The organism is Bacillus sp. M6-12 (assembly GCF_002860285.1).
Taxonomy (GTDB): domain Bacteria; phylum Bacillota; class Bacilli; order Bacillales; family DSM-1321; genus Peribacillus.
Map to the genome: position 1 here is coordinate 375,760 of NZ_PGVF01000006.1, position 23,609 is coordinate 399,368.

The 23,609-nt window shown below is 37.0% G+C and carries 22 protein-coding genes and 4 pseudogenes; 18 read left to right on the top strand and 8 right to left on the bottom strand.

The window, feature by feature from the left end; all coding sequences use genetic code 11:
• Positions 1-229 precede the first annotated feature (229 nt).
• Complete coding sequence (locus CVD28_RS28010; protein WP_180954097.1) at positions 230-1,054, top strand: hypothetical protein; 825 nt, start codon at positions 230-232, stop codon at positions 1,052-1,054.
• A 60-nt stretch (positions 1,055-1,114) separates the two neighbouring features.
• Here the strand turns inward: CVD28_RS28010 and CVD28_RS10080 are convergent, their stop codons facing one another.
• Complete coding sequence (locus tag CVD28_RS10080) at positions 1,115-1,381, bottom strand: DUF1450 domain-containing protein (protein WP_101592235.1); 267 nt, start codon at positions 1,379-1,381, stop codon at positions 1,115-1,117.
• A 199-nt stretch (positions 1,382-1,580) separates the two neighbouring features.
• Here CVD28_RS10080 and CVD28_RS10085 point away from each other — a divergent pair, with 199 nt between their 5' ends.
• The 3 genes from CVD28_RS10085 (at position 1,581) to iadA (ending at position 6,171) form a co-directional block, all read left to right on the top strand.
• On the top strand, positions 1,581-3,110 hold the full coding sequence (locus tag CVD28_RS10085) for an MDR family MFS transporter (protein WP_101592236.1): 1,530 nt from the start codon (positions 1,581-1,583) through the stop codon (positions 3,108-3,110).
• 440 nt (positions 3,111-3,550) lie between these two features.
• Entirely contained in the window at positions 3,551-4,756 is a 1,206-nt protein-coding gene (locus tag CVD28_RS10090; protein WP_101592237.1) for a DHH family phosphoesterase, read from the top strand.
• 248 nt (positions 4,757-5,004) lie between these two features.
• The gene (gene iadA / locus CVD28_RS10095; protein ID WP_101592238.1) at positions 5,005-6,171 is read left to right on the top strand and encodes a beta-aspartyl-peptidase; all 1,167 of its coding nucleotides are present in this window, start codon (positions 5,005-5,007) and stop codon (positions 6,169-6,171) included.
• Positions 6,172-6,392: 221 nt separating this feature from the next.
• Here iadA and CVD28_RS10100 read toward each other — a convergent pair whose 3' ends face one another.
• Positions 6,393-7,262 carry a YihY/virulence factor BrkB family protein gene (locus CVD28_RS10100; protein WP_101592337.1) on the bottom strand — a complete coding sequence of 290 codons (870 nt, stop codon included), beginning with the start codon at positions 7,260-7,262 and terminating at the stop codon, positions 6,393-6,395.
• 315 nt (positions 7,263-7,577) lie between these two features.
• On the opposite strand from CVD28_RS10100, the gene gsiB reads away from it, so the two are divergent.
• From gsiB to fosM, 3 genes are all read left to right on the top strand, one after another.
• Complete coding sequence (gene gsiB, locus CVD28_RS10105; protein ID WP_101592239.1) at positions 7,578-7,967, top strand: glucose starvation-inducible protein GsiB; 390 nt, start codon at positions 7,578-7,580, stop codon at positions 7,965-7,967.
• A gap of 160 nt (positions 7,968-8,127) precedes the next feature.
• Positions 8,128-8,355 carry a hypothetical protein gene (locus CVD28_RS10110; protein ID WP_101592240.1) on the top strand — a complete coding sequence of 76 codons (228 nt, stop codon included), beginning with the start codon at positions 8,128-8,130 and terminating at the stop codon, positions 8,353-8,355.
• A 309-nt stretch (positions 8,356-8,664) separates the two neighbouring features.
• Positions 8,665-9,087, top strand: a complete 423-nt coding sequence (gene fosM, locus CVD28_RS10115) for a FosM family fosfomycin resistance protein (protein WP_101592241.1) — start codon at positions 8,665-8,667, stop codon at positions 9,085-9,087.
• A 711-nt stretch (positions 9,088-9,798) separates the two neighbouring features.
• Here fosM and CVD28_RS10125 read toward each other — a convergent pair.
• The 3 genes from CVD28_RS10125 to CVD28_RS10135 form a co-directional block, all read right to left on the bottom strand.
• Positions 9,799-10,992, bottom strand: a complete 1,194-nt coding sequence (locus tag CVD28_RS10125) for a YhgE/Pip domain-containing protein (protein WP_101592338.1) — start codon at positions 10,990-10,992, stop codon at positions 9,799-9,801.
• 51 nt (positions 10,993-11,043) lie between these two features.
• Entirely contained in the window at positions 11,044-11,313 is a 270-nt protein-coding gene (locus tag CVD28_RS10130) for a hypothetical protein (RefSeq protein WP_142384756.1), read from the bottom strand.
• Between the two features lie 493 nt (positions 11,314-11,806).
• The gene (locus CVD28_RS10135; protein WP_101592244.1) at positions 11,807-12,448 is read right to left on the bottom strand and encodes a cupin domain-containing protein; all 642 of its coding nucleotides are present in this window, start codon (positions 12,446-12,448) and stop codon (positions 11,807-11,809) included.
• 471 nt (positions 12,449-12,919) lie between these two features.
• On the opposite strand from CVD28_RS10135, the gene CVD28_RS10145 reads away from it, so the two are divergent.
• The 3 genes from CVD28_RS10145 (at position 12,920) to CVD28_RS10155 (ending at position 15,198) form a co-directional block, all read left to right on the top strand.
• Positions 12,920-13,513, top strand: a complete 594-nt coding sequence (locus CVD28_RS10145) for a YdeI/OmpD-associated family protein (RefSeq protein ID WP_101592246.1) — start codon at positions 12,920-12,922, stop codon at positions 13,511-13,513.
• A 575-nt stretch (positions 13,514-14,088) separates the two neighbouring features.
• Positions 14,089-14,484: a DoxX family protein gene (locus CVD28_RS10150; protein WP_101592247.1), complete on the top strand. Its 396-nt coding sequence runs from the start codon at positions 14,089-14,091 to the stop codon at positions 14,482-14,484.
• A gap of 471 nt (positions 14,485-14,955) precedes the next feature.
• Positions 14,956-15,198 (top strand): hypothetical protein, encoded by a 243-nt coding sequence (locus tag CVD28_RS10155; RefSeq protein ID WP_101592248.1) that lies wholly within the window; start codon positions 14,956-14,958, stop codon positions 15,196-15,198.
• 280 nt (positions 15,199-15,478) lie between these two features.
• Here CVD28_RS10155 and CVD28_RS28485 read toward each other — a convergent pair.
• Both CVD28_RS28485 and CVD28_RS10165 read right to left on the bottom strand, forming a co-directional pair.
• Positions 15,479-15,836, bottom strand: a pseudogene (locus tag CVD28_RS28485) (alpha/beta fold hydrolase); the annotation flags it as partial.
• 204 nt (positions 15,837-16,040) lie between these two features.
• Positions 16,041-16,586: a multicopper oxidase domain-containing protein gene (locus tag CVD28_RS10165; RefSeq protein WP_308315073.1), complete on the bottom strand. Its 546-nt coding sequence runs from the start codon at positions 16,584-16,586 to the stop codon at positions 16,041-16,043.
• 567 nt (positions 16,587-17,153) lie between these two features.
• On the opposite strand from CVD28_RS10165, the pseudogene CVD28_RS29260 reads away from it, so the two are divergent.
• Positions 17,154-17,549: pseudogene (locus CVD28_RS29260) on the top strand (PAS domain-containing protein); the annotation flags it as partial.
• A gap of 45 nt (positions 17,550-17,594) precedes the next feature.
• Entirely contained in the window at positions 17,595-18,086 is a 492-nt protein-coding gene (locus CVD28_RS29265) for a methyl-accepting chemotaxis protein (RefSeq protein WP_257985828.1), read from the top strand.
• A gap of 125 nt (positions 18,087-18,211) precedes the next feature.
• Here CVD28_RS29265 and CVD28_RS29270 read toward each other — a convergent pair.
• Positions 18,212-18,349: pseudogene (locus CVD28_RS29270) on the bottom strand (hypothetical protein); the annotation flags it as partial.
• A 134-nt stretch (positions 18,350-18,483) separates the two neighbouring features.
• Here CVD28_RS29270 and CVD28_RS10175 point away from each other — a divergent pair.
• From CVD28_RS10175 to CVD28_RS10205, 6 genes and pseudogenes are all read left to right on the top strand, one after another.
• A complete protein-coding gene (locus CVD28_RS10175; RefSeq protein WP_101592250.1) occupies positions 18,484-18,882 on the top strand; it encodes a VOC family protein in 399 nt (132 codons plus the stop codon).
• Positions 18,883-19,190: 308 nt separating this feature from the next.
• Positions 19,191-19,619, top strand: coding sequence for a hypothetical protein (locus tag CVD28_RS10180; RefSeq protein ID WP_101592251.1), 429 nt, complete (start codon positions 19,191-19,193; stop codon positions 19,617-19,619).
• 121 nt (positions 19,620-19,740) lie between these two features.
• Entirely contained in the window at positions 19,741-20,520 is a 780-nt protein-coding gene (locus tag CVD28_RS10185) for a PAS domain S-box protein (protein WP_101592252.1), read from the top strand.
• Positions 20,521-20,868: 348 nt separating this feature from the next.
• A complete protein-coding gene (locus tag CVD28_RS10190) occupies positions 20,869-21,078 on the top strand; it encodes a hypothetical protein (RefSeq protein ID WP_101592253.1) in 210 nt (69 codons plus the stop codon).
• Between the two features lie 1,173 nt (positions 21,079-22,251).
• Positions 22,252-22,670 (top strand): annotated as a pseudogene (locus CVD28_RS10200) (GNAT family N-acetyltransferase).
• 313 nt (positions 22,671-22,983) lie between these two features.
• Entirely contained in the window at positions 22,984-23,595 is a 612-nt protein-coding gene (locus CVD28_RS10205) for a hypothetical protein (protein ID WP_101592255.1), read from the top strand.
• Positions 23,596-23,609: the final 14 nt, after the last annotated feature.

The window sequence follows — 23,609 nt, forward strand, 5'->3', positions numbered from 1 at the left end:
GAAAATATAGATGAATTACTGGATTTAAGCCATTTTATCTGTCACTCAAGAAGCAGCATATATTACCCGCATAACAGATTTGATTTGAAAATTCCTCCGTGAACTGATAATCCGGATTGGAGATGGAAAACCCGTTGTGTAATTTTTTGTTACCTTTTTTTTGTTTAAACAATAAAATAATCGGGAATTAAGTGGACAAGCAGTAAAACAAATAGAGGAGGAACATTACATGGCACAAAATATGAATAGCAATAACAAAACAAACAATTATGATGCAAACAGAATGAGTGAAAACAACAGAGTTAACAACTATGCAGGATCCAGGCAGAACGATACTGGCAGTGTGAATAACTCCGAAACTAACCGAATGACAGCAACCAGCAATGTGAATAATACCTATGGTTCCAACGGAATCAATTCTTACCAAACCAATACAAACGACTTCCAGCATGATAGAGTAACGACAAATGTCAAGCACACGATGACTTCTGAGAGTGACAAAAACAGTAAATTACTGAGAGGCTTATTAATTGGCGGGCTGATTGGAGTTGGCCTTGCGATGCTAGATACAAATACACGCCGAAAGGTTAAAGAAACCGCTGTAGGCCTTAAGGACAATTCCATGGGAGTAATTAACGAAGCCAAGGAAAATCCTATGACCATGATGGCACGCTTTAAAGAAGCGTCTAACACATTAAAAGAAGCAATCAGCAATGCACAGCATTTATACGATGTTGTGAATGAAGATATATTCGGAAAAGTAAATGAAGTGAAAAGCATCTCAAGTGATGCATTGGCAACTGCAAAGGAAGCTACAAGCGAATTAAAGGAGATTGGCTCAAAAGTAGCTGAGGCAACAAGCAAGATTACGGAAGGCACTGGATCCTCTTCTGAAACTGCAAATACATCAGGGGACGCTGCTGTACAGAGCTCTGGCACCGTTACAAGCACAAGTTCAATGACTACTGCCGACACCCCAACAACTGAAGGAACAAAAACCGCAGGATCAACTACTGCAGGATCAACAACAGGATCAAGTACATCAAAGCTTTAATAACAATAATATAAGGAGCCCCTTGTCAGCTGGCAAGGGGCCTTCTGCTTGTTTATGCGGCTACATTTTATTTTCTACTTGTTTAATTAAACTTTCCATTGAATCGGCCGTTAGCATTTCGCCGTTCAGTATGGCATATGGCGATTGCTTGCATTCTTTGCAATGGCTTAAACACTCAAATTCTTTATATTGGATAGCCTGGTCCCTTAAAAGGTGTCCAAGGGATGCTTGAGTGCCTTTATTTAAAAACCGGTCAAGATTATTCTGGCAAAATTCTATTGAAAGCTTTTTTTTCTTAGAAAATATATTTGATAGCAAGGATTTCATTTTATTTTGACATCCCTCAGTTCATAAAAATAAATAACCTGTATAACTAGTTTACATAATTATTTTTAATATTGTAAAGGGATTTATCCGATAGCAGTTTTTTGTATGAGATTTTGTGTACACATTGTGAATAATGGGAAAACGTGGTAGTCTGACCTTTGAAGAAACTTATAGAGGGAATTATACTAGGGGGAGTAAAATGAGTACGGAAACCAATATTAAGCCGGTCGTCACCGCTCTGTTATTGGGAATTTTAATGAGTGCGATGGACAATACGATAGTGGCTACAGCCATGGGTACTATCGTTGCAGATATGGGGGGCTTCAGTAAGTTTGTTTGGGTAACAGCCTCTTATATGGTAGCTGTTATGGCAGGTATGCCGATTTTCGGAAAGCTGTCCGATATGTATGGCAGAAAACGTTTTTTTATTTTTGGACTCGTTGTGTTCCTGATTGGTTCTGCATTGTGCGGGATAGCTCAGACAATGGATCAATTGATTATTTACCGCGCGATTCAGGGGATTGGCGGCGGAGCTTTAATGCCGATTGCCTTTACGATTGTTTTTGATGTGTTTCCGCCTGAAAAACGGGGGAAAATGACTGGACTTCTGGGAGCCGTGTTTGGCATATCGAGCGTGGCGGGGCCTCTTCTTGGCGCCTTTATTACTGATACCTTCAGCTGGCACTGGGTTTTTTACATAAACGTCCCAATCGGCATTATTTCATTACTTTTAATTACACGTTATTATCACGAAACTCTTGAGCATTCAAAACAGAAAATAGATTATATGGGTGCGGTTACCCTTGTAATTGCTGTCGTTAGCTTAATGTTTGCGCTGGAACTGGGCGGAAAGGAATATGCTTGGGATTCGATGCAAATTCTTGGATTGTTTGCTGCGTTTGCTGTCTTTTTTATCGTATTTTTTTTCGTCGAAAGACAAGCAGAAGAACCGATCATTTCCTTTTGGATGTTTAAAAACAGGCTTTTTGCTGCATCACAGATTTTGGCCTTCTTATATGGAGGAACATTTATCATACTTGCGGTATTCATTCCTATTTTTGTCCAGGCGGTATATGGAGGCTCTGCAACCAACGCCGGATTGATTCTAACGCCAATGATGCTTGGTTCTGTAGTCGGCAGCATGATAGGCGGTATATTTCAAGCTAAAACCACGTTCCGGAATTTGATGGTTATATCAGTAATCTCATATTTTATCGGAATGTTTTTGCTCGGAGGATTGACGCCTGGGACTTCAAGGGGGATGCTGACTTTCTTCATGGTCATCGTTGGTTTTGGAGTAGGTTTTTCATTTTCATTATTGCCTACAGCTTCACTTCATAATTTAGACCCGCGCTATCGCGGTACGGCGAACTCTACTAATTCTTTTCTTCGTTCCTTTGGTATGACATTGGGCATCGCAGTTTTTGGCACAATTCAAAATAATGTTTTTACTGAAAAACTGAAGGATGCTTTTAAAGGGATAGAAGGAGCCGGCGTCAGTACGGGGCATATGGGGGATTCGAGTAATCTTCAGGAAATATTTCAGTCTAGCGAGCGGGCAAAAATTCCGGAAATGATTCTTAAACCAATCATTGAATCCCTGTCAGATTCCATTTCCCTCATCTTTATGCTAGCCTTGATTCCGATTGGGGCCGCTGCCATTACGATTATGTTTATGGGTAATGCGAGAATAAAAAAGAAAGAAGAACCAAAGCAGGTATCTAGTTGAATTTTCAATGAAAAAGCGAAGAAATATGTACTGTGATGCCTAAAAATCGGATGGCGGATAGAGAAATGGAATTCTGTGAAAACGAAAGCGAATCCCGTGATAAAGGAATTTATCTGTGAAAATACAATAATCCCCTGAAAACGAGCCTCATTTACATGGAAATAAGATTAATTCTGTGAAACCTGTTTTTGCTGTGATGTCTTCCGTATTGTTTTAAACTAATTTTACCCTGTCGAGCGGTTATACTGCCGACAGGGTTTTTCAATGGCAGAAAACAATTTGGCGTAAGTTATTCATGCCGCGGTTTCTGGGATCCTTTAAATAATTATTATTGTGTTAATACCGTTTTTGGTCTGACGAAAACACCTGCGTCTTTCTTGCCTGTTACATTAATAATACGCCCGCCCATGGGCATGATAAATGGGGTAAGGAGGGTGTTTATGTTACGACTGTTAACGCATAATGACCTTGATGGAGTGGGCTGCGGCATTCTTGCAAAAGCAGCTTTTGGAAAAGAAGTGGATGTCAGCTATAACTCTATTGACAGTATTAATCATCAAACTGCAATTTTTCTTGATAAAAATAATACCAATGTTGAACTGCTGATCACAGACTTATCCGTTAATGAAGAAAATGAGAAAAAAATAGAGGAATTTGTACATTCCGGAGGAAATGCAATTCTCATTGACCACCATAAGTCTGCAGAGCATTTTAACCGTCATCCGTGGGCAAGGGTGGATATTACACATGCTGATGGGAGTCCGGCTTCAGCAACATCGCTGCTCTATGGGTACTTGCAGGAAAACGGTTACCTTGAGCCGGCACCTGCAATGGACCAATTTGTCGAGCTGGTCCGACAATATGATACATGGGAATGGGACAAGCTTAATAATATACAAGCAAAGAGGCTTAATGATCTTTTTTTCATGTTTTCAATTGAGGATTTTGAAGAAAAAATGCTTCGGAAACTTGCTGAAGCAAATGAGTTTGCCTTTGATGAACTGGAAACGAAGCTTTTGGAAATAGAAGAAGAGCGAGTAGAGCGATACATACGCAGAAAAAAACGAGAGGTTTACCAGGCGCAAATCAATGGCTATTTTGTTGGAATTGTCCATGCCGAATCATATCATTCGGAACTTGGAAATGAACTATCAAAGGAGTTCCCATATCTCGATTACATTTCCATCGTGATGGTTGGCCGCAAACGAATGAGCTTAAGGACTATTCATGATAATGTGGATGTTTCAGCCATAGCTGCAGACTATGATGGAGGCGGCCATCAAAAGGCTGCCGGGTGCAATCTTACATTAGAGGCCTATCTTCAATTTGTTGAACAAACGTTTCATTCAGAACCTATTCAGCAGGACGCCCACAGAAACAGATACAATCTTAAGGATAACCCTTCAGGAAGTTTATTTATGAATTCAAATGATGACTTTTTCTTTATTTTTAAAGAAAAAGACTACTGGAATTTGCATATCAATCATAGCCATCATCCAGAACAGTTCGATTCCTTTGCTGAAGCAGAAAAATTTGTGAAAAGGAATTATGCTTCATCGCTAGTCCGGGATGACAGGTTTGTGAAGTACCTGCTGAAATCGCATTTGGACTCCGAATTGATTAAAGAGACGCCTGAAGGGTATTAAATGTAAAAGGTGAGTATAAAACCTAAAACATATCTGGAGGGTTGATAATGGATTTCTCTTTATCACAGACGTTCCTGTCATTCTTGCCCCTTATCATCATTGTCCTTATAGTAGGTGCTTATTTCTTATATAAGAGGAAAAGCAGAAGCAGAAGGTAGCTGAAAATCTTAAAAGAAAAGCCTTGTCATTTATTGTTTTCTGGCAGGGTTTTTTCATTGCATGTACTTTAATGAAAAGGCGGTTTATGAATGCTCACTCTTATTAAAAATGGATTGGTATACGGCCCTGATTTTATCGGGAAAAAGGACATCCTAATAACTGGGGATAAAATTGGCTATATAATGGATACCATAGAGACGCCAGCTGTCGAGACTACAGTTATTGACGCCGAGGGGAAGCTTGTCTTTCCAGGCTTCATAGATTCCCATATTCACATAATTGGTGCTGGAGGAGAAGAGGGGTACCATACAAGGACTCCGGAGCTTCGGATGACAGATGCTACAACTGCTGGAATTACAGCCGTAGTGGGTGTAATTGGCACGGACGGCACAACAAGAACAATGGAAACACTGCTTGCCAAGGCCTTTTCACTTGAGAATGAAGGGATTAGTACGTATATACATACAGGATCCTACCAGATCCCTGTTAAAACTCTTACGGGAAAAATAGAGAATGATATCATTCTTATTGACAAAATTATCGGTGTTGGCGAAGTGGCTATTGCGGATGCCCGATCTTCCCAGCCCACAGCAAGGGAAATTGCCCGTATTGCTTCACTGGCCATGATTTCAGGTAAAGCATGCGGAAAAAAAGGAATTGTGAATGTGCATGTCGGTGAGGGGCCGGACAGACTATCGGTGCTCGAAGAGGTTGTTTCCACAACCAATGTGAGCATTAGCCAATTTCATTGTACACATATTAATCGGACAAGGGATTTGTTTGAAGCGGGAGTTGAGTATGCTAAAAAGGGCGGGTTTGTTGATTTCACTACTTGTACGGATCCAAAGTCAAGACAAAAAGAAGTGAAATGCTCAAAAGCCTTAAAGGAAATGCTTGAACGCGATGTTTCCATTGAGCAGATAACTTTTACGTCAGACGGCCAAATCTCATTGCCGGTTTTTGACGACAATCTAAAACAAATAGGCTTTAAAGTCGGCAAGCCAGCGTCATTATATCGGGAAGTGAAGGATGCAATCCTGGATGAACAGATTCCAATTGAAACAGCAATTCGCGTAATCACCTCAAACCCTGCGGAAATATTGGGGCTTAAAAGAAAAGGATACATAAAGGAAGACCACTATGGAGATATAGTTATTGTTGAAAAGGAGACTTTGGATATTGATACTGTAATCGCAAAAGGAAGAATAATGGTTCAAGGCGGCAAAGCGGTTGTAAAGGATGTTTTTGAACGGTAGGAGCAATTTATCTGATATAGCAGGGCTCTCTTTATACAGAGACTTGTCCGATGAGGTAATTATAATCCGATTGGAGTTCTGTATACAGGAGCTTATTTTCATCTTTATAAATATTTTTTAACGTCATTTGACTATTCACCCAAAAAACTGCACCTCCAATGGTAAGCTGTCTCTAACCATTGAGGTGCAGTTTTCACTGTTACAATTATGCGGTTATATAATTATGTGGTAAGCGCAGAGCCTCTGTCCGAACTTCTTTTTCCGCTCTGGGAAGGCGGCGTATTCTCCCGATGGTAAACAGCATTGATTTCCCCTCCAAGCACAAGGGCCAGTCCTGTTAAATACAGCCATAGCATAAGGACAATGACGCCGCCGAGACTGCCGTATGTGGAGGCGTAATTTCCAAAGTGACTCACATAGAAAGAAAAACCAAGTGAAATCAGCTGCCATACCAATGTAGCGATAAGGGCTCCCGGAATAACATGTTTGAACGGAAAATGTTTATTGGGAGCCAGACGGTATAAAAGAGCTAACACTATAACCATTACCGATATGGAAATCGCCCACCGCAGCACACGGAATAAAATTTCCATGCTGTCCGGAAGGAATAATATTTTTCTAATGAGATCAATTATTACATCGCCAAAGACGGGAAGAACCAAAGCCACAAGAAATGCAACTATCATTCCTAGTGTTAACCCGATTGAAAGAAGGCGTGTTTTAATGAAGGATCTGGTCTCTTCCACATCAAAGGCGAAATTCATGGCCCGTATAAAAGCGTTCATGCCATTTGAGGCAGACCAGATAGTGCCCAGAATACCAAAGGTGAGCAAGCCGCCGTTCCGCTCACTTACTATATCCACGACCGTATCCTCCACAAGGGAAGCCGTGTCAGATGGCAAATAGCTATTAATGAAGCCTATCACTTTTTGCAGGTCAATATTCAAATATGGAACAATCGAAAGCAGCAAAATTAAGATGGGAAATAGAGCTAGCATATAGTAGTAAGCCTGCTCTGCCGCCAGCCCAGTAGCCCTGTCATCTTTAAGCTCCTTTCCCACTTTCTTTCCAATCCTCAGCCATCGCTTTATCATTCGCATCAGCTCCTATAGCTTACAAGTAATGTTTTAGTCCTTTTCCCGCTTAGAAGGCAGATTAACCGCGGAAGCAGGAAATAAAAGCTGTAAAAGTTTACAAATGAGCTTGGGACGGCACAGAACACAGGAAAAATTTAATCATGGCTGTTTCAGTAAGCTGAGAATCTGGGTAAAATTACCCTTACTATTACTAAAAGATTACATTTTGATAAAAAGAAAATTATTTCTTTAAAACTAGTTTCAAAAGTTCAAAAGTAGGCTATTTAACACAAGTGTACACCCCAAAAAATAACAGAAGGAGTGATTTTCATGGCAAAGAACAATGATGGAAAAATGTCTCGAGAAGAAGCAGGACGTATGGGTGGAGAAGCAACTTCAAAAAATCATGACAAAGAGTTTTACCAGGAAATCGGCCGCAAAGGCGGAGAAGCAACTTCTGAGAATCATGACAAAGAATTCTATCAGGAAATCGGGAAAAAGGGCGGGGAAACAACCGCCGAAAACCATGGTGAGGAATTCTATCAGGAAATCGGCCGTAAAGGCGGAGAGGCTACTTCTGATAATCATGATAAGGAATTCTACCAGGAGATTGGCCGCAAAGGCGGAGAAGCAACTTCTGAAAACCATGATAAAGATTTCTATCGTGAAATCGGTGAAAAGGGCGGCAATGCCCGTGCCAAACAGCGTGATAATGACTAACCTGCAATCTATTTAAATAATGGCTATGTTAAAGTTCAAGTTGTTTTTGGCATGATGTTGATGTAAAGCTGCAGCGCCCAGCCCCGACGCAAAGAACAAGGAACGCTACGGCAGCGATACATCGCACGAAACAAAGCGTTAGCTTTGTGAGGACGTGCTAGTGCCGATGTCGCCACAGGACGAAGGTTGGAACACGAATTTAGTTACAACACTGGCGACTTTAGCCGTTCTTCCTCTGACCAGGGCGCTTTCGCTTTTATTTATTGGAGTGGAAGGCGCGAGACTGCTCGGAAATGCTCCGCATTTCCTTCGTGCGGTGTTTGTTCAAGGCAGTCAATTCAATGTCCAGCGGGAGAAGCGAATCAAGGGGGACCCCCGCAGCGTATAACGCCGAGGAGACTCCCGGATCGCCCCTATAGCGGAAATCAACAAGCAAGTTTAACAGAGCTTAAATGATAAATTACAAGCCCCGGTGGTCCTCTCGGACTGCCGGGGTTTCCATTTGATTCGGTAAATTCGCAATATGGAGTAAAAAAACATTCGAGCCTCCAGTACTCAGTAGAGTAAAATATAAAAGGGGTGTTGTTTTAATCTCTCCGCAACCTTATGGTTTATTAGTCACAGAACTAATGGTTCTTGTTTAGGATAAATTATTCCGCAATGAGTCGCGATTAAAATCAAATATTGAGGTGATATAGTGTCTATAAAAGGTTTGAATCATTTTTTATTTTCAGTTTCTAATTTAGAGAATTCTATTGAGTTTTATCAAAATGTGTTAGATGCCAAATTGTTAGTAAAGGGGAGAAATACTGCCTATTTTGATTTGAATGGAATGTGGCTTGCCCTGAATGTAGAAAAAGATATTCCCCGTACAGAAATAAGCCATTCATACACACATATAGCTTTTACAATAGATGTAGCAGACTTTGAAAAAATGTACAAGAAACTTATGGAATTGAATGTTAACATCCTTCCAGGACGTCCAAGGCATGAAAAAGACGAAAAATCAATTTACTTTACAGACCCAGATGGTCATAAATTCGAATTTCATACCGGTACATTGAAAAATAGATTAGAGTATTATAAACAGGAAAAATTACATATGGAGTTTTTTAATTAGTAAAGTTTTCTTCGTAAACTATAGTGCTTTACTTTACATCCAGCTGCCATTTCAGGCGGCTTTTTCTTTTGAACTAGCGAGTTTAGTTCAACAAGAACCAAATAAAATATCCAATTTCCTAATGATGATAATATAAGGTCTAAGGGGGGATATGAACGTAAAAAATGTGCCTTAACTTTATCTTTTTTGTTGCTATATTAAGTTCAATTTTATATCCGAACAATACTTTAGCTAACTGGGCATATAAGTTTTTGTTATTAATGATGAAGAATTTGTAACAGAAATCGATAAAGAAATAGGGTATGTCACAAAGTATTCAGATTATGAAGGCACCTATTATGGCAACTTTTCCAATGTTTATAAGAAAGGTACCGAATTAAGATCCAGCTGCCTCAATCAAGCACTTTTTCTTTATTCACTAAAGAAGCAGGTTATTTCACTAAGTCAACTTACAATTACCGGTTTAAATGGTATAGTTTGTAAATAAATAATTTTCATGCCAAAAGGGGGAGTTATAATAAAAAAGGTAATTGTTTTTATCTAAGCCGTCCTCGTTTGGAGTACCCGCAGGTATAAAAACACGTATAAAAACATCTATAAAAGCAGTGGATTTGGCAATCGAAAACACACTGCTTTTAGCACATTATATAGCATACGCCGTGAAATCCTGGAAAAACAAAAAAGCAGCCACAAAAGCTGCTTCAGTATTTATTAGCTTTCTAAATTTGGTTGAGATTGTTGTTCATGTGTCGATTTAAGCTTTAAGGTAGAAACCAGTATTAGTACAATGCTCACTAATCCAATCCAAACAAGGGTAGATAAAGACGAACTCCAAGTTAAACCTTTTCCAAAGAAGAACAATTCACGTAATCCCTCTACCATAAATCGCATTGGCAACCAAGAATATACCCAATCTCGATAAAATGAAGACATCAATTCCGGAGCCATTGCAAGTAATGGTCCACCGAAGAATAGCATTAAGATAAAAATAGGCATACCTTTAAGCCCTAATAGTGAAAGTACAGCTAATATCATTAGGAAAAAGCTAAAGGAAGTAATTGATAAAAATAACGCTGTATCTGTGAATTCTGGAATGTGTAATCCTAGCATTCCATCTGCCAGCCAAGTTAACCCAAATCCAGCGATGAGAGCAACAATTGCTCCCATTAGAACTTGAATTATCTTTGCGACAAAGTTCTCTTTGCGATTAGCAATCGATAATTTACTAACAGCGGCAAAAATAATAGCGGCACCCACCAGACTTGCCATCCATAGTGGCTGGAATAAGGAAACAGGAGCATTACCGTTTGCACTATTTGTGCCAATTTCATTAACATTAGTGACCTTTTTTGTAATAGGGGTTGCTAGACTTGCAGCTTGCTTTGCTGTTAATGTTGCTCCTTGCTTTTCAATTCCATCTAGTAGTTGAGTGCGAACATTGTTGTTCATATTGTCCACTACTCCGTTCAACATTTGTCCTGCCATTGTTGAAGCCATCGTATTCATACCTTGATTAATAAATATTTCAACTTCAGGCGAGGAAGGTGTTTGAGTTCGTAAAGAAGCCTGCTTTGCACTGAAATCGTTCGGAATTACTAATGCTGCGTAATATTCTTGATTATCTAATCCTTTTTGTACTTCTTCTGTGCTTTTTACCTCAACCCATTTAACAGCATGGTCTTTATCTGTAGTTGTTTTTGAATTTTTTTGTATCATCACAACGATTGTTTGACCCATATTCATTTTTGGCTGATTAGGAATTTGCACTCCTTGGTCTTCGTTAACAATAGCGATAGGTAAATTTTTCGGTTGTGGTTGGACCGATGGAAAAAGTGTTAGTGAAAAAATAAATATGACTGCCAATGCAATTATCGGTGATAATAACACCAGTTTATTTTTAAAAATATTCATGTGTTTAAAGCCTCCATTTAATGAAAATTTAAAACGTTTAAATGTTTATACAGGTTTTCTTAAGCCATCCATTATAAAACGTACAATTTCATCTAGTTCTGCTTCTTCATCCATTACAAAGTTGTCAGTTATTAACACGAAACGTGAAGAAAAATAGCCATAAAGGAAAGTTAATAACATTCTAAGAAGAATGGGAGTAGGTTTATCAATTAAATCCCCACGCTCTTTAAATGTTTCAATAACTTTTATGAAATGATGAATTATCATCTCAGAAACTATAGGTTTGAGTTCTTGTTTAAACTCCTCACTATACATTATTTCTTTTGCAAAGATTTGAAATAGTTTTCTATTATCACTTATAAAATCAATTCGGTTTTTAATAAGTGCTCTTAGGAACTGTTCAAACGATTACTTTTTTCTGTGGAGATATTCTTTTTCCTTTTATTTTTAATACTTTATGCATAATAAAACAACGACAATACAGAATGCCGTTGTTTTATTGCATGTAAATAATATTACATCTTGATTATTATTAAGATGGGACGGAACATAAAAAAAAATTGCAGAAACAGATGGACACGGTAAATTGTTTGAATGGCTGCTCAATAGTGAATTACTAATAAAATAAATTTATATTGTCCTTGAACCTATTTGCAGAGGCTGATCTTCTTCAATTAAATGGCTTTCTTAAAGTTTAACAAGCTGAGTGAATGCCATTTCATTATATGTCTTTTTTGAAGGAAATTAAAAACAAAAAAGACATGGATTTTCCATGCCAATTGTTGTATTTTGTATACATTTTTTAACCCTAATATTGCCGATACTGATGTACGTATGGAGTCTGTGGGTATTGTTGAATATATTGTGGTTGCTGATATTGTTGATTTATATTTTGATGTGATATATTTTCCTTTACTCTGTCGCAATCCTTGTATGGACCTATATATGTTGAGGGTTTAACAGGTGCAATTGCTTGTTTCCATTGATTTTCATCAAGACAATAGGTATGTGACATGATATTTGCAGGAGTAAATTTTAGAATATCAGAACCTAAAATCACTTCTGGAGTTGGTGCATTAAAAATCGCCAAAAGATGAGTGTTATCAACATTAGCTAATTCATAATGCCACCAACCATGAGGAACATTTACCACTTGTCCGGGTGTGATCGAGTAATTGAGTATTTGTTTTGTAAAGGGATTCAGCATCGAAACAGTCACAGAACCAGAAATACAATAGACGAGTTCGGCTGCATTTTGGTGATAGTGAGGTTCCACAACATTATTTGTACTAAGGAAAATATCTAGCAGAGAGACATTTTCAAGTGTATTCAACTGTTTTATACCTAATACATTAATATAGTTTTGGTTATCTTTTTTGAATAAGGAGCTTTTATTTACGTCAAAAGTGTATTGAGTCGATGGAGATGTATAATCCAGATATGAAACCATAAATTTTTCTTCACCTCTTTTATATAAAAATAAACTTATAGGCATGTTATGCACTTAAATTTAGTTCGGTGTGAAGAGTTATTAAAAATAATTTGTTCCCTTTTCAACGAGTTAAAAGGTACTTGTTCAACTGCCATGAAAATAACTTTCCTCTAAACTTGCAAAAGGCTGTACTTAAGAAGAACTGCTTACGTCAAAAAAAAGAGGAGGGCATGATTGGATTAAGGATAGTATCAGTATTAAAATCGCATTGGGGCGTTGAAGAAGAAGAAACCGCATGTAGGAAGAAGAATGAGTTTCGGTTTGGTCTGAATTGACCGATTCAAGCAGGCTTGCCAAGTGGGTCATGAAAAAGATTAAAGGTAAATGAATATTCAAGTGAAATCAAAAAGTAATGAAAGAATTGGAGAGAATTGAGAATGAAGATTCTTGACTGTCAGCTGATTGAAAAATTTATGTGGGGTGTTCTTTATGACAAATAGTAGAAGGAATCACAAGGTTGATGAATTTTTAATTAATGCTAAAAAGTGGAAGGAAGAATATGAGAAGTTGAGAAATATCGTTCTTGACTGTGAGCTGACCGAAGAATTTAAGTGGATGCATCCTTGTTACACGTTTGAGAAAAAGAACATAGTTTTAATACATGGATTTAAAGAATACTGTGCGCTTCTGTTTCACAAAGGTGCCTTGTTACAGGATGCCCATGGGATTCTAATACAACAAACGGAGAATGTACAGGCGGCGCGCCAGATTCGGTTCACCAATGTTCAAGAAATAGTTGAAATGGAAAACATCTTGAAAGCCTATATTTATGAAGCCATTGAAGTTGAAAAAGCCGGTTTGGAAGTGAATTTGAAGAAGACGGCAGAATTTATAATTCCTGAAGAATTTCAAAATAAGCTCGACGACATCCCTGCCTTGAAAACTGCTTTTGAAGCATTGACACCGGGACGGCAAAGAGCATACATTCTTTATTTTTCTGCACCCAAACAATCCAGAACTCGTGAGTCAAGGGTTGAAAAATGTATTCAGCAAATTCTTAATGGAAAGGGATTAAATGATTAGTATATTCGATGATGCAAGTAAAACGTAAAAAAACAAAAGGAGAAGACAATGTTCTATTGACAGTAGAATCACTAAATTTCGAATTCGTTAAGGATCTTGATGAGAATGACCCTGCTGGTATCAACTCATCATGTATGGGGGTGGACACACGCAAAGTGATACATTCGTGTATCTGCCTAAAGAAAAAATTGCCGTAATAATAGATCTGGTGCTCTCGAAGCATCACCTTATGCTAGTTGAAAGAAATCACTAGAACTTGTTACATATTTTGGAGAGAGTCGAACTATTGGACATAAGAAACTATTGTACCGGGGCCTGGCGAAGTCTGTTTATGGTAAACACAGTCTAAAAAACAGCAATAACTAACTGCGTCCTAATTGCTTAGATATATAACCGGCAATAAGGATGCAGTACTTGTCTATTAAATCGAGTTTATATAAACAGATAAGGGGCGAATATTTTTTTGAAAATAGTTGCATACATAACTATTTTGATTTAAATAAAATGTCTTCATAAAGTTGTTATAGCAACTATACACATTATTTAGGAGGTATTATAAAATGGCATAATTTTGTATTTTAATTATTCGAGTTATCATTGGTCTATACTTTGCTGCACACGGAGCTCAGAAAGCATTTGGATGGTTTGGAGGGGGTGGACCTGCAGGAACAGGTGCATTCTTCGAGCAAATCGGGATAAAACCCGGTAAACCTATGGCCCTATTTGCCGGATTAGGTGAATTCATTGGAGGAATACTGTTCTTGCTGGGATTCCTTACGCCATTGGCTGCCCTATTAATCATTGTTCCGATGATTGTAGCTATTAAAACAGTACACGGCAAAAATGGCCTGTTTGCTGATAAAGGCGGCATTGAATATAACGTAGTATTAATCGCAGTCGCATTAGGAATCGCATTGACTGGTTCTGGTTCTTTATCGCTAGATTCACTGTATAATATCAAGTTTTGGTAAAGGGAGACTCCCTGTTTTCACTGGAATCCGTTAGAATGAGCATTAATCCCGTGAAAAGATGCATTAATTCAGTGAGAATATGGATTAATCCCGTGAAAAAAGACAGGAATCCCGCAAAAGTCAACATCCCAACAGTGAAGATTCCATGTCTTAACTGAAATCCCGCGAGAATGAGCATTAATCCCGTGAAAAGATGCGTTAATTCCGTGAGAATATGGAATAATCCCGCGAAAAAAGACAGGAATCCCGCAAAAGTCAATTTTCTAACAGCAACCCTTCAAACAGGATAGGGGAAGAATTTCTTTTCCTGTCTTGTTTTGTGGCTAATCGGTAAAATAAAATTAGAATAATCGTAGATTCGTTTTAGTAAAAAGATATGTTAAGTAAAAATCCGTCTTACACAAACTAACGCTAGTGTATTAGAAAATTAGAGTATACGATGGCGCCCGATTGTGGAATAAGGAAATGATTATGATCACTATTCTAGTAGCTATTACAGAACAAACGGAAATTGATAGTGAGTCAATAGCAATAATGTTAGGTGGTAGTCCCGTTAATGGAATTTTTGATGCATCAGTAAGTTTCCCGAAGGATGTAAAAGGTGATGATACGATGATTCAACAAATAGTTGAAGATTCTATTAAGAATGTTTATAAAAAAGAAAACGTAGCAATTAGCGAAGAAAATATAACGATAATAATTGAGAAATACTAACGGAGTAGTTCTTAAAGGATACAATCAACCCTATAAGTACAGTTGATTTATAAAATTTTGAAAAAATGAACATAAGAATTAATTGAGTTATTCCATTAAAGAGCGCGATTATTGAGAAAGCGACTCTCTTCTTCTTTAACTAACAAGGCTTTAGTTGAAGATCATCTTACTGCTTATGCTACTCTTTCTTATTGAACTAATAGGGAAGGCTCTGTTTTCATTCATTGTTGATTTTGACCAAAGAAAAGACCGCACATGATATGAGCGGTAAATTGAACTATCATCCAATAAATTGTATTAGTAGCTGGTTGAATTTGTCACGTTCTTCATAGAAAGGAGCATGGCCGCTGTATTGAAAATGGGACGAGCTGTGAATTTCTTATTAATTTGTTTGTTTCTTGTGCATTTTTAAAAGGAACAACTTTATCATGGATGCCGTGAATAATTAGCGTAGGAACTAATATTTTGCCAAGATCATTATACACATTTTCATCTCTCAATGACATCATGACTGCAGCAGTCGACCAACCCGCAGCTTGTAAGCATATCTGAAAGAACCAGTCAGAAAATGGCACAGTAATATATTGGAAGAAGAAAGTGTCCGTTAGTTTCCGCAACATATTAGGACGATCCGCCAACCGTGAATAAATAGAATGGTTTTACTTCTCGCCGGGTTTACATCCTCTACGTATATTCTTACACCATGTTCCACTGTAACAAAGTATCCCAAGTGGTTCCCTCCGTTTAATTATAGTGTTTCAACAATAAGATACTCAACTAGGGGAACATAGGTGAAAATCTAGCCGAAACGATAACAATGTTATCTTTTTCCCTTCCGATTTTCACAAGTTTGATGGTTTATAAATCTCAAAAGGACGCATCATTTCATGATCTTCATGTTCTAGCATATGACAATGCCACACATAACGCCCGGCGAAGGGTCCAAAACGGGCAATAATGGATGTGACGTAACCAAAGGGGGTCCGAACTGTATCTTTAAATCCTGTTTCATAAGGTTTAGGAGGAGTAGGAGGCCCCGTAAAAATAAGGTTTCCGGTTTTTTGATATTGAGAAACATCAAATGGCTGACGTTCAAGAATTTGAAAGTCCACCAAATGAATATGGATAGGATGAGGGACATCATCAATTAGATTAATGATCCGCCAGATTTCAACGGTATCCACTTCAATTCTTTCAGATATTCGATCTATCCACATCTTTCCATCCAATAAATTTGAATTTCGACCATATTGACCCTTGATCCTAACGAGCGTTAAATCTCTCGTTCTTTTTGCCATACTTCTTTGGAGGTGGTTGATGGGTCCTAAGTAAAATGGAAGGGAACTAGTATCAGTACTTTTTAATGGAACAGTTACTCTAAATTGCATGATCTCTGTTGTTTCGGGACTGGTAGTATTGGTGACATTTTTGAGTATAATATTTGACCGAAGAATTTGTTCTTTATGTCTTAATGTCTTTATGTATCCTGGAGTAACACTATTAAGCTATTTTAAAACTGGATATGCGTATGGTGTCACTATGTTTCTTTTAATTATTGCTCTTTTGGTGGCATTGGGAGGATTTTTCACATGGGGTACACGACAAGAAGTTCGGAGTTAGTAGATACTATGCTTAAATCAAAGCGTTTTTAATTCATTTAGTAGATGAATTTAATATATGATAACGGAAAAAAAGGTGAAATTAAGTCAGATATTGCGGTTTTATAGGAAATCTTCCACAAGTAAAATGAAGTTAATCAAATGTGTTTTTAAGAACAACAAACATGGGTCCAATAGTCTTATGGTGCCTTTTTTATATCGACTATTTGTGTGTAATAAATTACTAATTATTTAAATAGTGTTAATAGTTAAATTATTTGTAAAATAAGTATTATTGCTGTACAATTTGGGTATAATGTCCTATTTTTTAAAGAATATATTAGAAAGAGGTTATTCATGCCTATTGCATCTAATTTTACAAAGATACCTATAACTACACAGGTTTTGGACAAAGAATCTGTACTGGCTGCTATAGAAGATTCAGTTGCAATGATTGAATTCGATCCAAATGGAAAAGTACTTTGGGCTAATGAAAATTTTGCGAAGACAATGGGCTATAGTGTTTCGGAATTGCCGGGGATAATGCATAAACAATTTTGTACTAAGGAGTATTCGAATAGCAAGGAATATTTAGAACTCTGGAAAAACCTTAGAAGTGGTGTCAGTTTTCAGGAAAAGATACAGCGTGTTACAAAATCGGGACGAATTATTTGGTTGGAAGCAACTTATACACCAGTGTTAGAAGAAACAGGCAGGATACTGGCTGTTGTAAAAATAGCAACCGATATTACTTTACGGGAAAATAATACAATTAATGTTGCAGCTGAATTACAAAGAATGGCCGGGGAATTACTTGATCGTGCTAACCAAGGAACTAAAAAGAATAAAGAAGTCTCTAGCTCTTCAGAAAAACTAGTAGCAGACTCTAAAGAAAATATAGAAATACTGGGTTCTTTAGAAAAAAAAGCTCTTTCAATAGATGATATTGCAAAGACAATACGGGAAATTGCAACGCAAACCAACCTTTTGGCTCTAAATGCTGCTATCGAAGCGGCTCGTGCGGGAGAACATGGCAAGGGATTTAATGTTGTTGCAAGTGAGGTAAGGAAGCTGGCCACCCGTGCTCAAGAATCCATTCAGGAAGTCAACTCTCGAATTGAGGGAATTAAAGCTGAAATAAAAAAAATTGGTGAGGTTATTCAAAGGTCGCAAACTGGAGTATTGAACAGTAAAACACTTATAGAGGAAGTACAAAAAGAATTTTCAGAAATAGGCCTTGCCGCTGACCAACTGGATTCACATGCAAAAACCTTTCGAGAGATACTCTAATTAAACTTCCCACCCTCTAAGGCCGGGTATGGATAAAGGGACAATAGTTCAAAGACCTTCTTTGCCTTAAGACTGAATAGACTGCATATTCCTTTTTCATTCTCTGTGTGCAGCGCTTATTTTGCTCAGCATGGGTGGCTAACCGGTGAGTTAGTTAAATATTTACAGCTAATAAAGTAGGTTTTTTTAACATGGCAAATAAAAAGCTTAATTAATTCAGAGAAATCTCTGATTACACGGCTATTTAAATTAAGAAAATAAGTACAATAAAGAAATTACTCCAGTGCTGCAATTGCAGCATTTTTTAATAGATTAAAGGGGAAGGTGAGTTAAGAAGGGGAAAATTATTGTTTATAGAACAAATATTTAGGAAGCATTTCTGGGGAGGAATATTGCTATGTTTTTTGAAATGACTTATCAGGTTCGAGTTACTGATATAGTTGAAGGTCACAAATGGTATAAAACACTTTTAAAAAAGACACCTGATTTTATGCCGCACGTGGGGTTTATGGAATGGGAGCTTATACCTGGATGTTGGTTACAAGTAGCTCAAGGAGTACCGTCTGTAGGAAGTGGTCCTCTTCGTCTTGGGGTCAAAGATTTAGAAACAGAAAAGTATAGGTTAATTCGAAAATTAAATGTTGAAGACTTTGAGATTTTTTCTCGACAAGAAGTTCCAGCGAAGTGGGGTACCTTTTCTGACCCTTGGGGAAATCGTATTGGTTTATTTGAATACATAGACAAGACCGAAGAAAATCAAAGGATTGAAACCATACTAGGTAGAATTGAAAATTAGCTTTTGATACTGAATTCTTGAACTAATGAAGGATCAGCGTTCATTAGGTGGCCCCTTTCTTAGTTGCTAAAAGGGCAGCATTAGTTTAAGAAGAAAATGATTAGGATTTACAGAAGAAAGAAAATTAAGGTAAGCGTGGGATATAATGATCAACTGTTCATTTACATTATCGTAGAATAAATAAAGGAAGGTTAGTTTAACAAGAGAATTTAATAATCACCAAGAACTAATTGGAAATAATTTGTTACAGTTTTTTTTAAGTTAACGATGGATGGGATAGGAGAACAGAACAATGGGGATTATTTCTATTGAGTATAATTCAACTAGGTACAGGTATTTCTATGTTTTTTTCAGTGAATAAAAAACGTATTTTCGGAATTGACACTTTGCCAAAACAGCTTTCAACATATCGTTATATGTTAACTGCACTTTGGATTTCTGTAGGTTTGGTTTATTTTTTCGGTTTTAATAATCCTGTATTTACTATGGGAACTGCACTATTAGCTATAATAAATACCATGTTAGAAATCCTGGGTTACTGGTTAAGTAAACTTCCTAGATGGTATCAAGTATGTGGCACAATAATAATGGCGTTAGTGGTTTTTTGTGTGGTAGTGCTTTCTTGTAGAATTAAGTTTAAATGTCGGAGTCAACAGTATATGTTGGCTTTTTTATGTCGCATTCGGACCATACTGTTCATTACTATTGTTTTCTTGTTAACTATAGGGGGAGGTTAGCTGAAGAAGGATTTTTAATCTTAAGCACAGATAAGGGGCGTAAAATACAATAATTATTCACTTATTGTATACTGTTCTTAGTTGAAAACTTATAGATTTTGGTAAGGAGTGATGGATTTTCATGGAAAATAATACGGATGAAAAATTGTATCGTCAAATCGTTGAATCGTCCACGGAGGCAATTGTTATTCAACAAGATGGGAAATTTAAGTATATAAACCCTGCAGGAGTAGACTTTTTACGGGCCGCTTCCCGTGAGGAAGTTATAGGTAAATCTGTATTGGATATCGTACCCGAGGAGTATAGAGAGCTGACAGTAAGGCACGCAAAATCGATTCTTGATGAAAATAAACCAACTGGAAGTATTGAAAAACAATTAAGACGGTTTGATGGTTCAATAGTTGATATAGAAACAAATTGTACTCCTGTTTTGTATGAGGATAAAAAAGCGATTCAATCTGTCGTCAGAGATATAACAAAGCGTAAAGAAATCGAAAGAACACTCGAAAAAGTGTCCAAAGAAATTAACACACTATCAGCTCCAGTCGTCCCTATATCGGAAGGGGTCGCTGTGTTACCCCTAGTAGGTTCTATCAATTCTGAAAGAGCGAATTATATTTTAGAACATGTGCCTTTAAAGGTACAGGAACAGAATGTCCATACTTTGATTAGCGATTTTTCAGGCATCTATGAACTTGACGCAATGGTAATCCAATGTTTATTTGAAACTAGTGCCGTTCTTGGTTTGCTTGGTGTTCGTTCTATTGTAACGGGACTAAGACCCGAAATTGCCCAAAGTGTTGTTCAGCTCGGAGCCGATTTATCCCTAATACAGATATTTGGAACTTTACAGCAGGCAGTACGTGAATTGGTGTTAAAGGATAGCTTCGTAAGTATTTGAATAGGATATCAACTATATTCCGTTATATATTGTTATCCTTCTTCACTGCAGGTTCGTTCTCTGGAGTAAGAGCCGTCATGAGACGGCTTTTTCTTATTGTGCTAATGGAGCAGATTAGTTCAATAGGAAAATGGATATATATGTTAAACCGTTAATGGAAGTGTCAGGCGAAATGGAGATGTGACATTTCATATTACACGGAGATAATATACTTTCAGTTGAAGTAACGATAGATGCAAGGGATTATAGGTTCGGTGTCCAATGGAAAGTACCAGAAAATCCTTATGACGAAACTTGGGTATTAAAATCCTATGATAATAAGTTAAACGTAACGCAGATTGGGGTGTAATGTTTAACTCTGAAGAACGACAGGAACTAATAAAGGCATCAGATGATGCTGAAGAAATCATGATAAATCAAAACATCTTTGAAAGTTATCATCTTTATGGACCCTTAATGGGCTATGGTTCATTGTCTATTGATGAGGCGATGAATTCAGAGAATATAATTATTAAGGCATATTCAATGTTGGATAGAAGGTTAGTAAAAGAAGATTAGAAAAAAAGATTTTACCGAAAAAACACATCCATTGATTGTGGACTTTTACAAAATAAGATGTGATGTTGAAGGAATAACACTTAATGAATAAGTTTTTTATTGAAGTAACGGGTGCTTTACTTCAATAAGGAGTAAGGCTTTTTCTTCTTCAACTAAAGGGTGCGTTAGTTCAACAACATATGGTTACATAGATAGGAATAGTTAAAAATTGTGAAAATAAAAAACCTCTAATAATCAGAGGTTTATTTGTAATTTAATTTCTATTGCATTGTCAATGGCTGTGATTGTAGATTCTATAGTTTCAAATGTGTCAACAACAAGTGTCTGGGCATTTATTACTTCAAATAAATTTTTGTAACAAACCAACAATAACGGCTGTTGGTTGTTGTCATTAAAAGTTAATGAAATTTCACAGTTGGAATACTGTTTTAAGGTATTTAACATTGTTCTCATATGGTCTAAGGACATAACGTCGTAGCTTCCCTTCCTCAATGGGGGAGGTGACTAAGCAAAGTCTTTAGTTCCCAACATTATTTATATTGTGCATAACGAGTATAACATACATCCTGATTGTATTATATAGAAGGTTTTGTCGGAATATGGGACATTGGTTAACATTTATGTGGAAATATTCAAAGGAAGTGAAAAGTATTATTTCACTCCCATGAAAATAAAAACTGAAAAAAGGCATATAAAAATAGACCCAGAAAAACCAATTTTTAAAAAGAGGCTGGGCCTCGTGATAGTTAGATAAAAAATTGGCGGTACATGTCTTGAATTCAGGCCCTTCTCGTTGAAATAAAATGAGTCCAGCTGGAGCAACAACCAGTATAAGGATTAATCTCCCATGAGTGCTACCCATTAGGGTGCGAAAGTCGGTGGTACCCGTGGTCGTTGGAGTCAGACTAACGGATGGGCTCTAAGCACCATAGTTCAAAGACCTTCTTCTCCAGCATTAAAACAGCATAGTCTGCCCTGCCTATTTTCATTCTCTGTGATGAATCGCTGATCTGTGCGATTCATGGGTGGCTAACGGGTGCTTTACCTTGAGTCTAGCTGCCGTTTAATGGAAGTTTTTCTTATTGCACAAAAGGGGCAGGTTAGCACAGAAGAGGAGTAAATAAAATGATGTGAATATATCTTTATGAAATTTGAAGTATTGAAGGAAACATTTTGAAAGAATATAAGATTGAAAATAATATTCCCACATTGAAGAATATAAATATTTGTGTGAGTCTGCGGGATGGACCAATTATATGAATTTTGAAGTAGCGGAAACATCACTAAGAAATTCTATTCACTGCATCACAGTCAAGGATAATGAACAAATTGTGGGTATGGGAAGAATTGTTGGCGATGGGGCTATTTATTTCTATATCCAAGATATAGTGGTTCATCCAGATTATCGGAAAAATGGTATTGGAAATGAAATAATGAATCTTTTGGTTAAATACTTAAATATTAATGCCCCAGATAAGGCGTTTATTGGTTTGTTTGCATCACAAGGCAAAGAATCGTTTTATGAGAGATATGCATTTAAAGACTTCTCACCCAATATGACAGGGATGTTTACTGTAATTTTAAAAAAATAAATATAATAGATTTAAAATTAGGTTGGTCTGTTAAGTGGAATTAATATTGCTAAATTAACACAAGCAAGAGTTGACAAGGAGTAACTTCTGCAACTCTTTTTCTTGTGTCTATTTAAAAGATATTCAGACAAACTGCTTTACAAATATGTGAAAAGATACACTTAAACTAATGGGGGCAAGAGTTTAATATCCAGCTGCCGTAATGGTGGCTTTTTTTCCTTATGCAACTAAATGGGCAGGGTAGTTCAACAAGGAATTCTAATTTTTTGTATCGAATAGATAATAAAAATATTTTTTTAAAAAAGGAGACCTTATGCTTTTTCATTTTCATTTTTGGACCCCTTATGTAGAAGAAACAGAAAGATTTTATTTGGAAAATGGATTCCGTATTTCTCAACGCATAGGAAAATACAATGGCGATTTTCAAACCTTTAATCCTCCATTAACGTGGGATGATTTTCGTGAAAAAAAGATTCTTTTTCGTATTATTGAGGCAAGAAAAGGGGCAGTAAATATTACTTTTGGTTTTGGAAAGAAGATTATGTTTGACCATATTGGCTTTTTAGTTTCAGAAGAAGAACAAGGTGATATATGTGAAAATGCAGCAAAAATGAATTGGGAAGTTGATAAAGGGGATCGTAGAACCTTTATTGCAACACCATACAATTTTAGAATTGAACTTCAAACCAATGAAGATGCAGTAGATTCCTTTAATCACCAGGTAAAAATCCAGGAATTAAAATTAAAAACAAAAAAACCAGGATTAGAAAGCGACCTTTTTCCTTTGTTCGGTAATTCTGCATATAACATTAGTTCAGAAGTTGGAGATGTGGTTACAATCAAACAAGCGGTAATAAAAAACCTCATTTCATCATCTATTGTAGACCCTAATGGCGTTGAAATTACAAGTGACCAAGGTTTTTAGTTTTTGAAAAGAAG

Coding starts and splice junctions, on each gene's coding strand:
- CVD28_RS28010 (WP_180954097.1), top strand. CDS start 230: ATGGCACAAAATATGAATAGCAATAACAAAACAAACAATTATGATGCA.
- CVD28_RS10080 (WP_101592235.1), bottom strand. CDS start 1,381: ATGAAATCCTTGCTATCAAATATATTTTCTAAGAAAAAAAAGCTTTCA.
- CVD28_RS10085 (WP_101592236.1), top strand. CDS start 1,581: ATGAGTACGGAAACCAATATTAAGCCGGTCGTCACCGCTCTGTTATTG.
- CVD28_RS10090 (WP_101592237.1), top strand. CDS start 3,551: ATGTTACGACTGTTAACGCATAATGACCTTGATGGAGTGGGCTGCGGC.
- iadA (WP_101592238.1), top strand. CDS start 5,005: ATGCTCACTCTTATTAAAAATGGATTGGTATACGGCCCTGATTTTATC.
- gsiB (WP_101592239.1), top strand. CDS start 7,578: ATGGCAAAGAACAATGATGGAAAAATGTCTCGAGAAGAAGCAGGACGT.
- CVD28_RS10130 (WP_142384756.1), bottom strand. CDS start 11,313: ATGTATAGTGAGGAGTTTAAACAAGAACTCAAACCTATAGTTTCTGAG.
- CVD28_RS10135 (WP_101592244.1), bottom strand. CDS start 12,448: ATGGTTTCATATCTGGATTATACATCTCCATCGACTCAATACACTTTT.
- CVD28_RS10145 (WP_101592246.1), top strand. CDS start 12,920: ATGACAAATAGTAGAAGGAATCACAAGGTTGATGAATTTTTAATTAAT.
- CVD28_RS10155 (WP_101592248.1), top strand. CDS start 14,956: ATGATCACTATTCTAGTAGCTATTACAGAACAAACGGAAATTGATAGT.
- CVD28_RS10165 (WP_308315073.1), bottom strand. CDS start 16,586: ATGCAATTTAGAGTAACTGTTCCATTAAAAAGTACTGATACTAGTTCC.
- CVD28_RS29265 (WP_257985828.1), top strand. CDS start 17,595: ATGGCCGGGGAATTACTTGATCGTGCTAACCAAGGAACTAAAAAGAAT.
- CVD28_RS10175 (WP_101592250.1), top strand. CDS start 18,484: ATGTTTTTTGAAATGACTTATCAGGTTCGAGTTACTGATATAGTTGAA.
- CVD28_RS10185 (WP_101592252.1), top strand. CDS start 19,741: ATGGAAAATAATACGGATGAAAAATTGTATCGTCAAATCGTTGAATCG.
- CVD28_RS10190 (WP_101592253.1), top strand. CDS start 20,869: ATGTTTAACTCTGAAGAACGACAGGAACTAATAAAGGCATCAGATGAT.
- CVD28_RS10205 (WP_101592255.1), top strand. CDS start 22,984: ATGCTTTTTCATTTTCATTTTTGGACCCCTTATGTAGAAGAAACAGAA.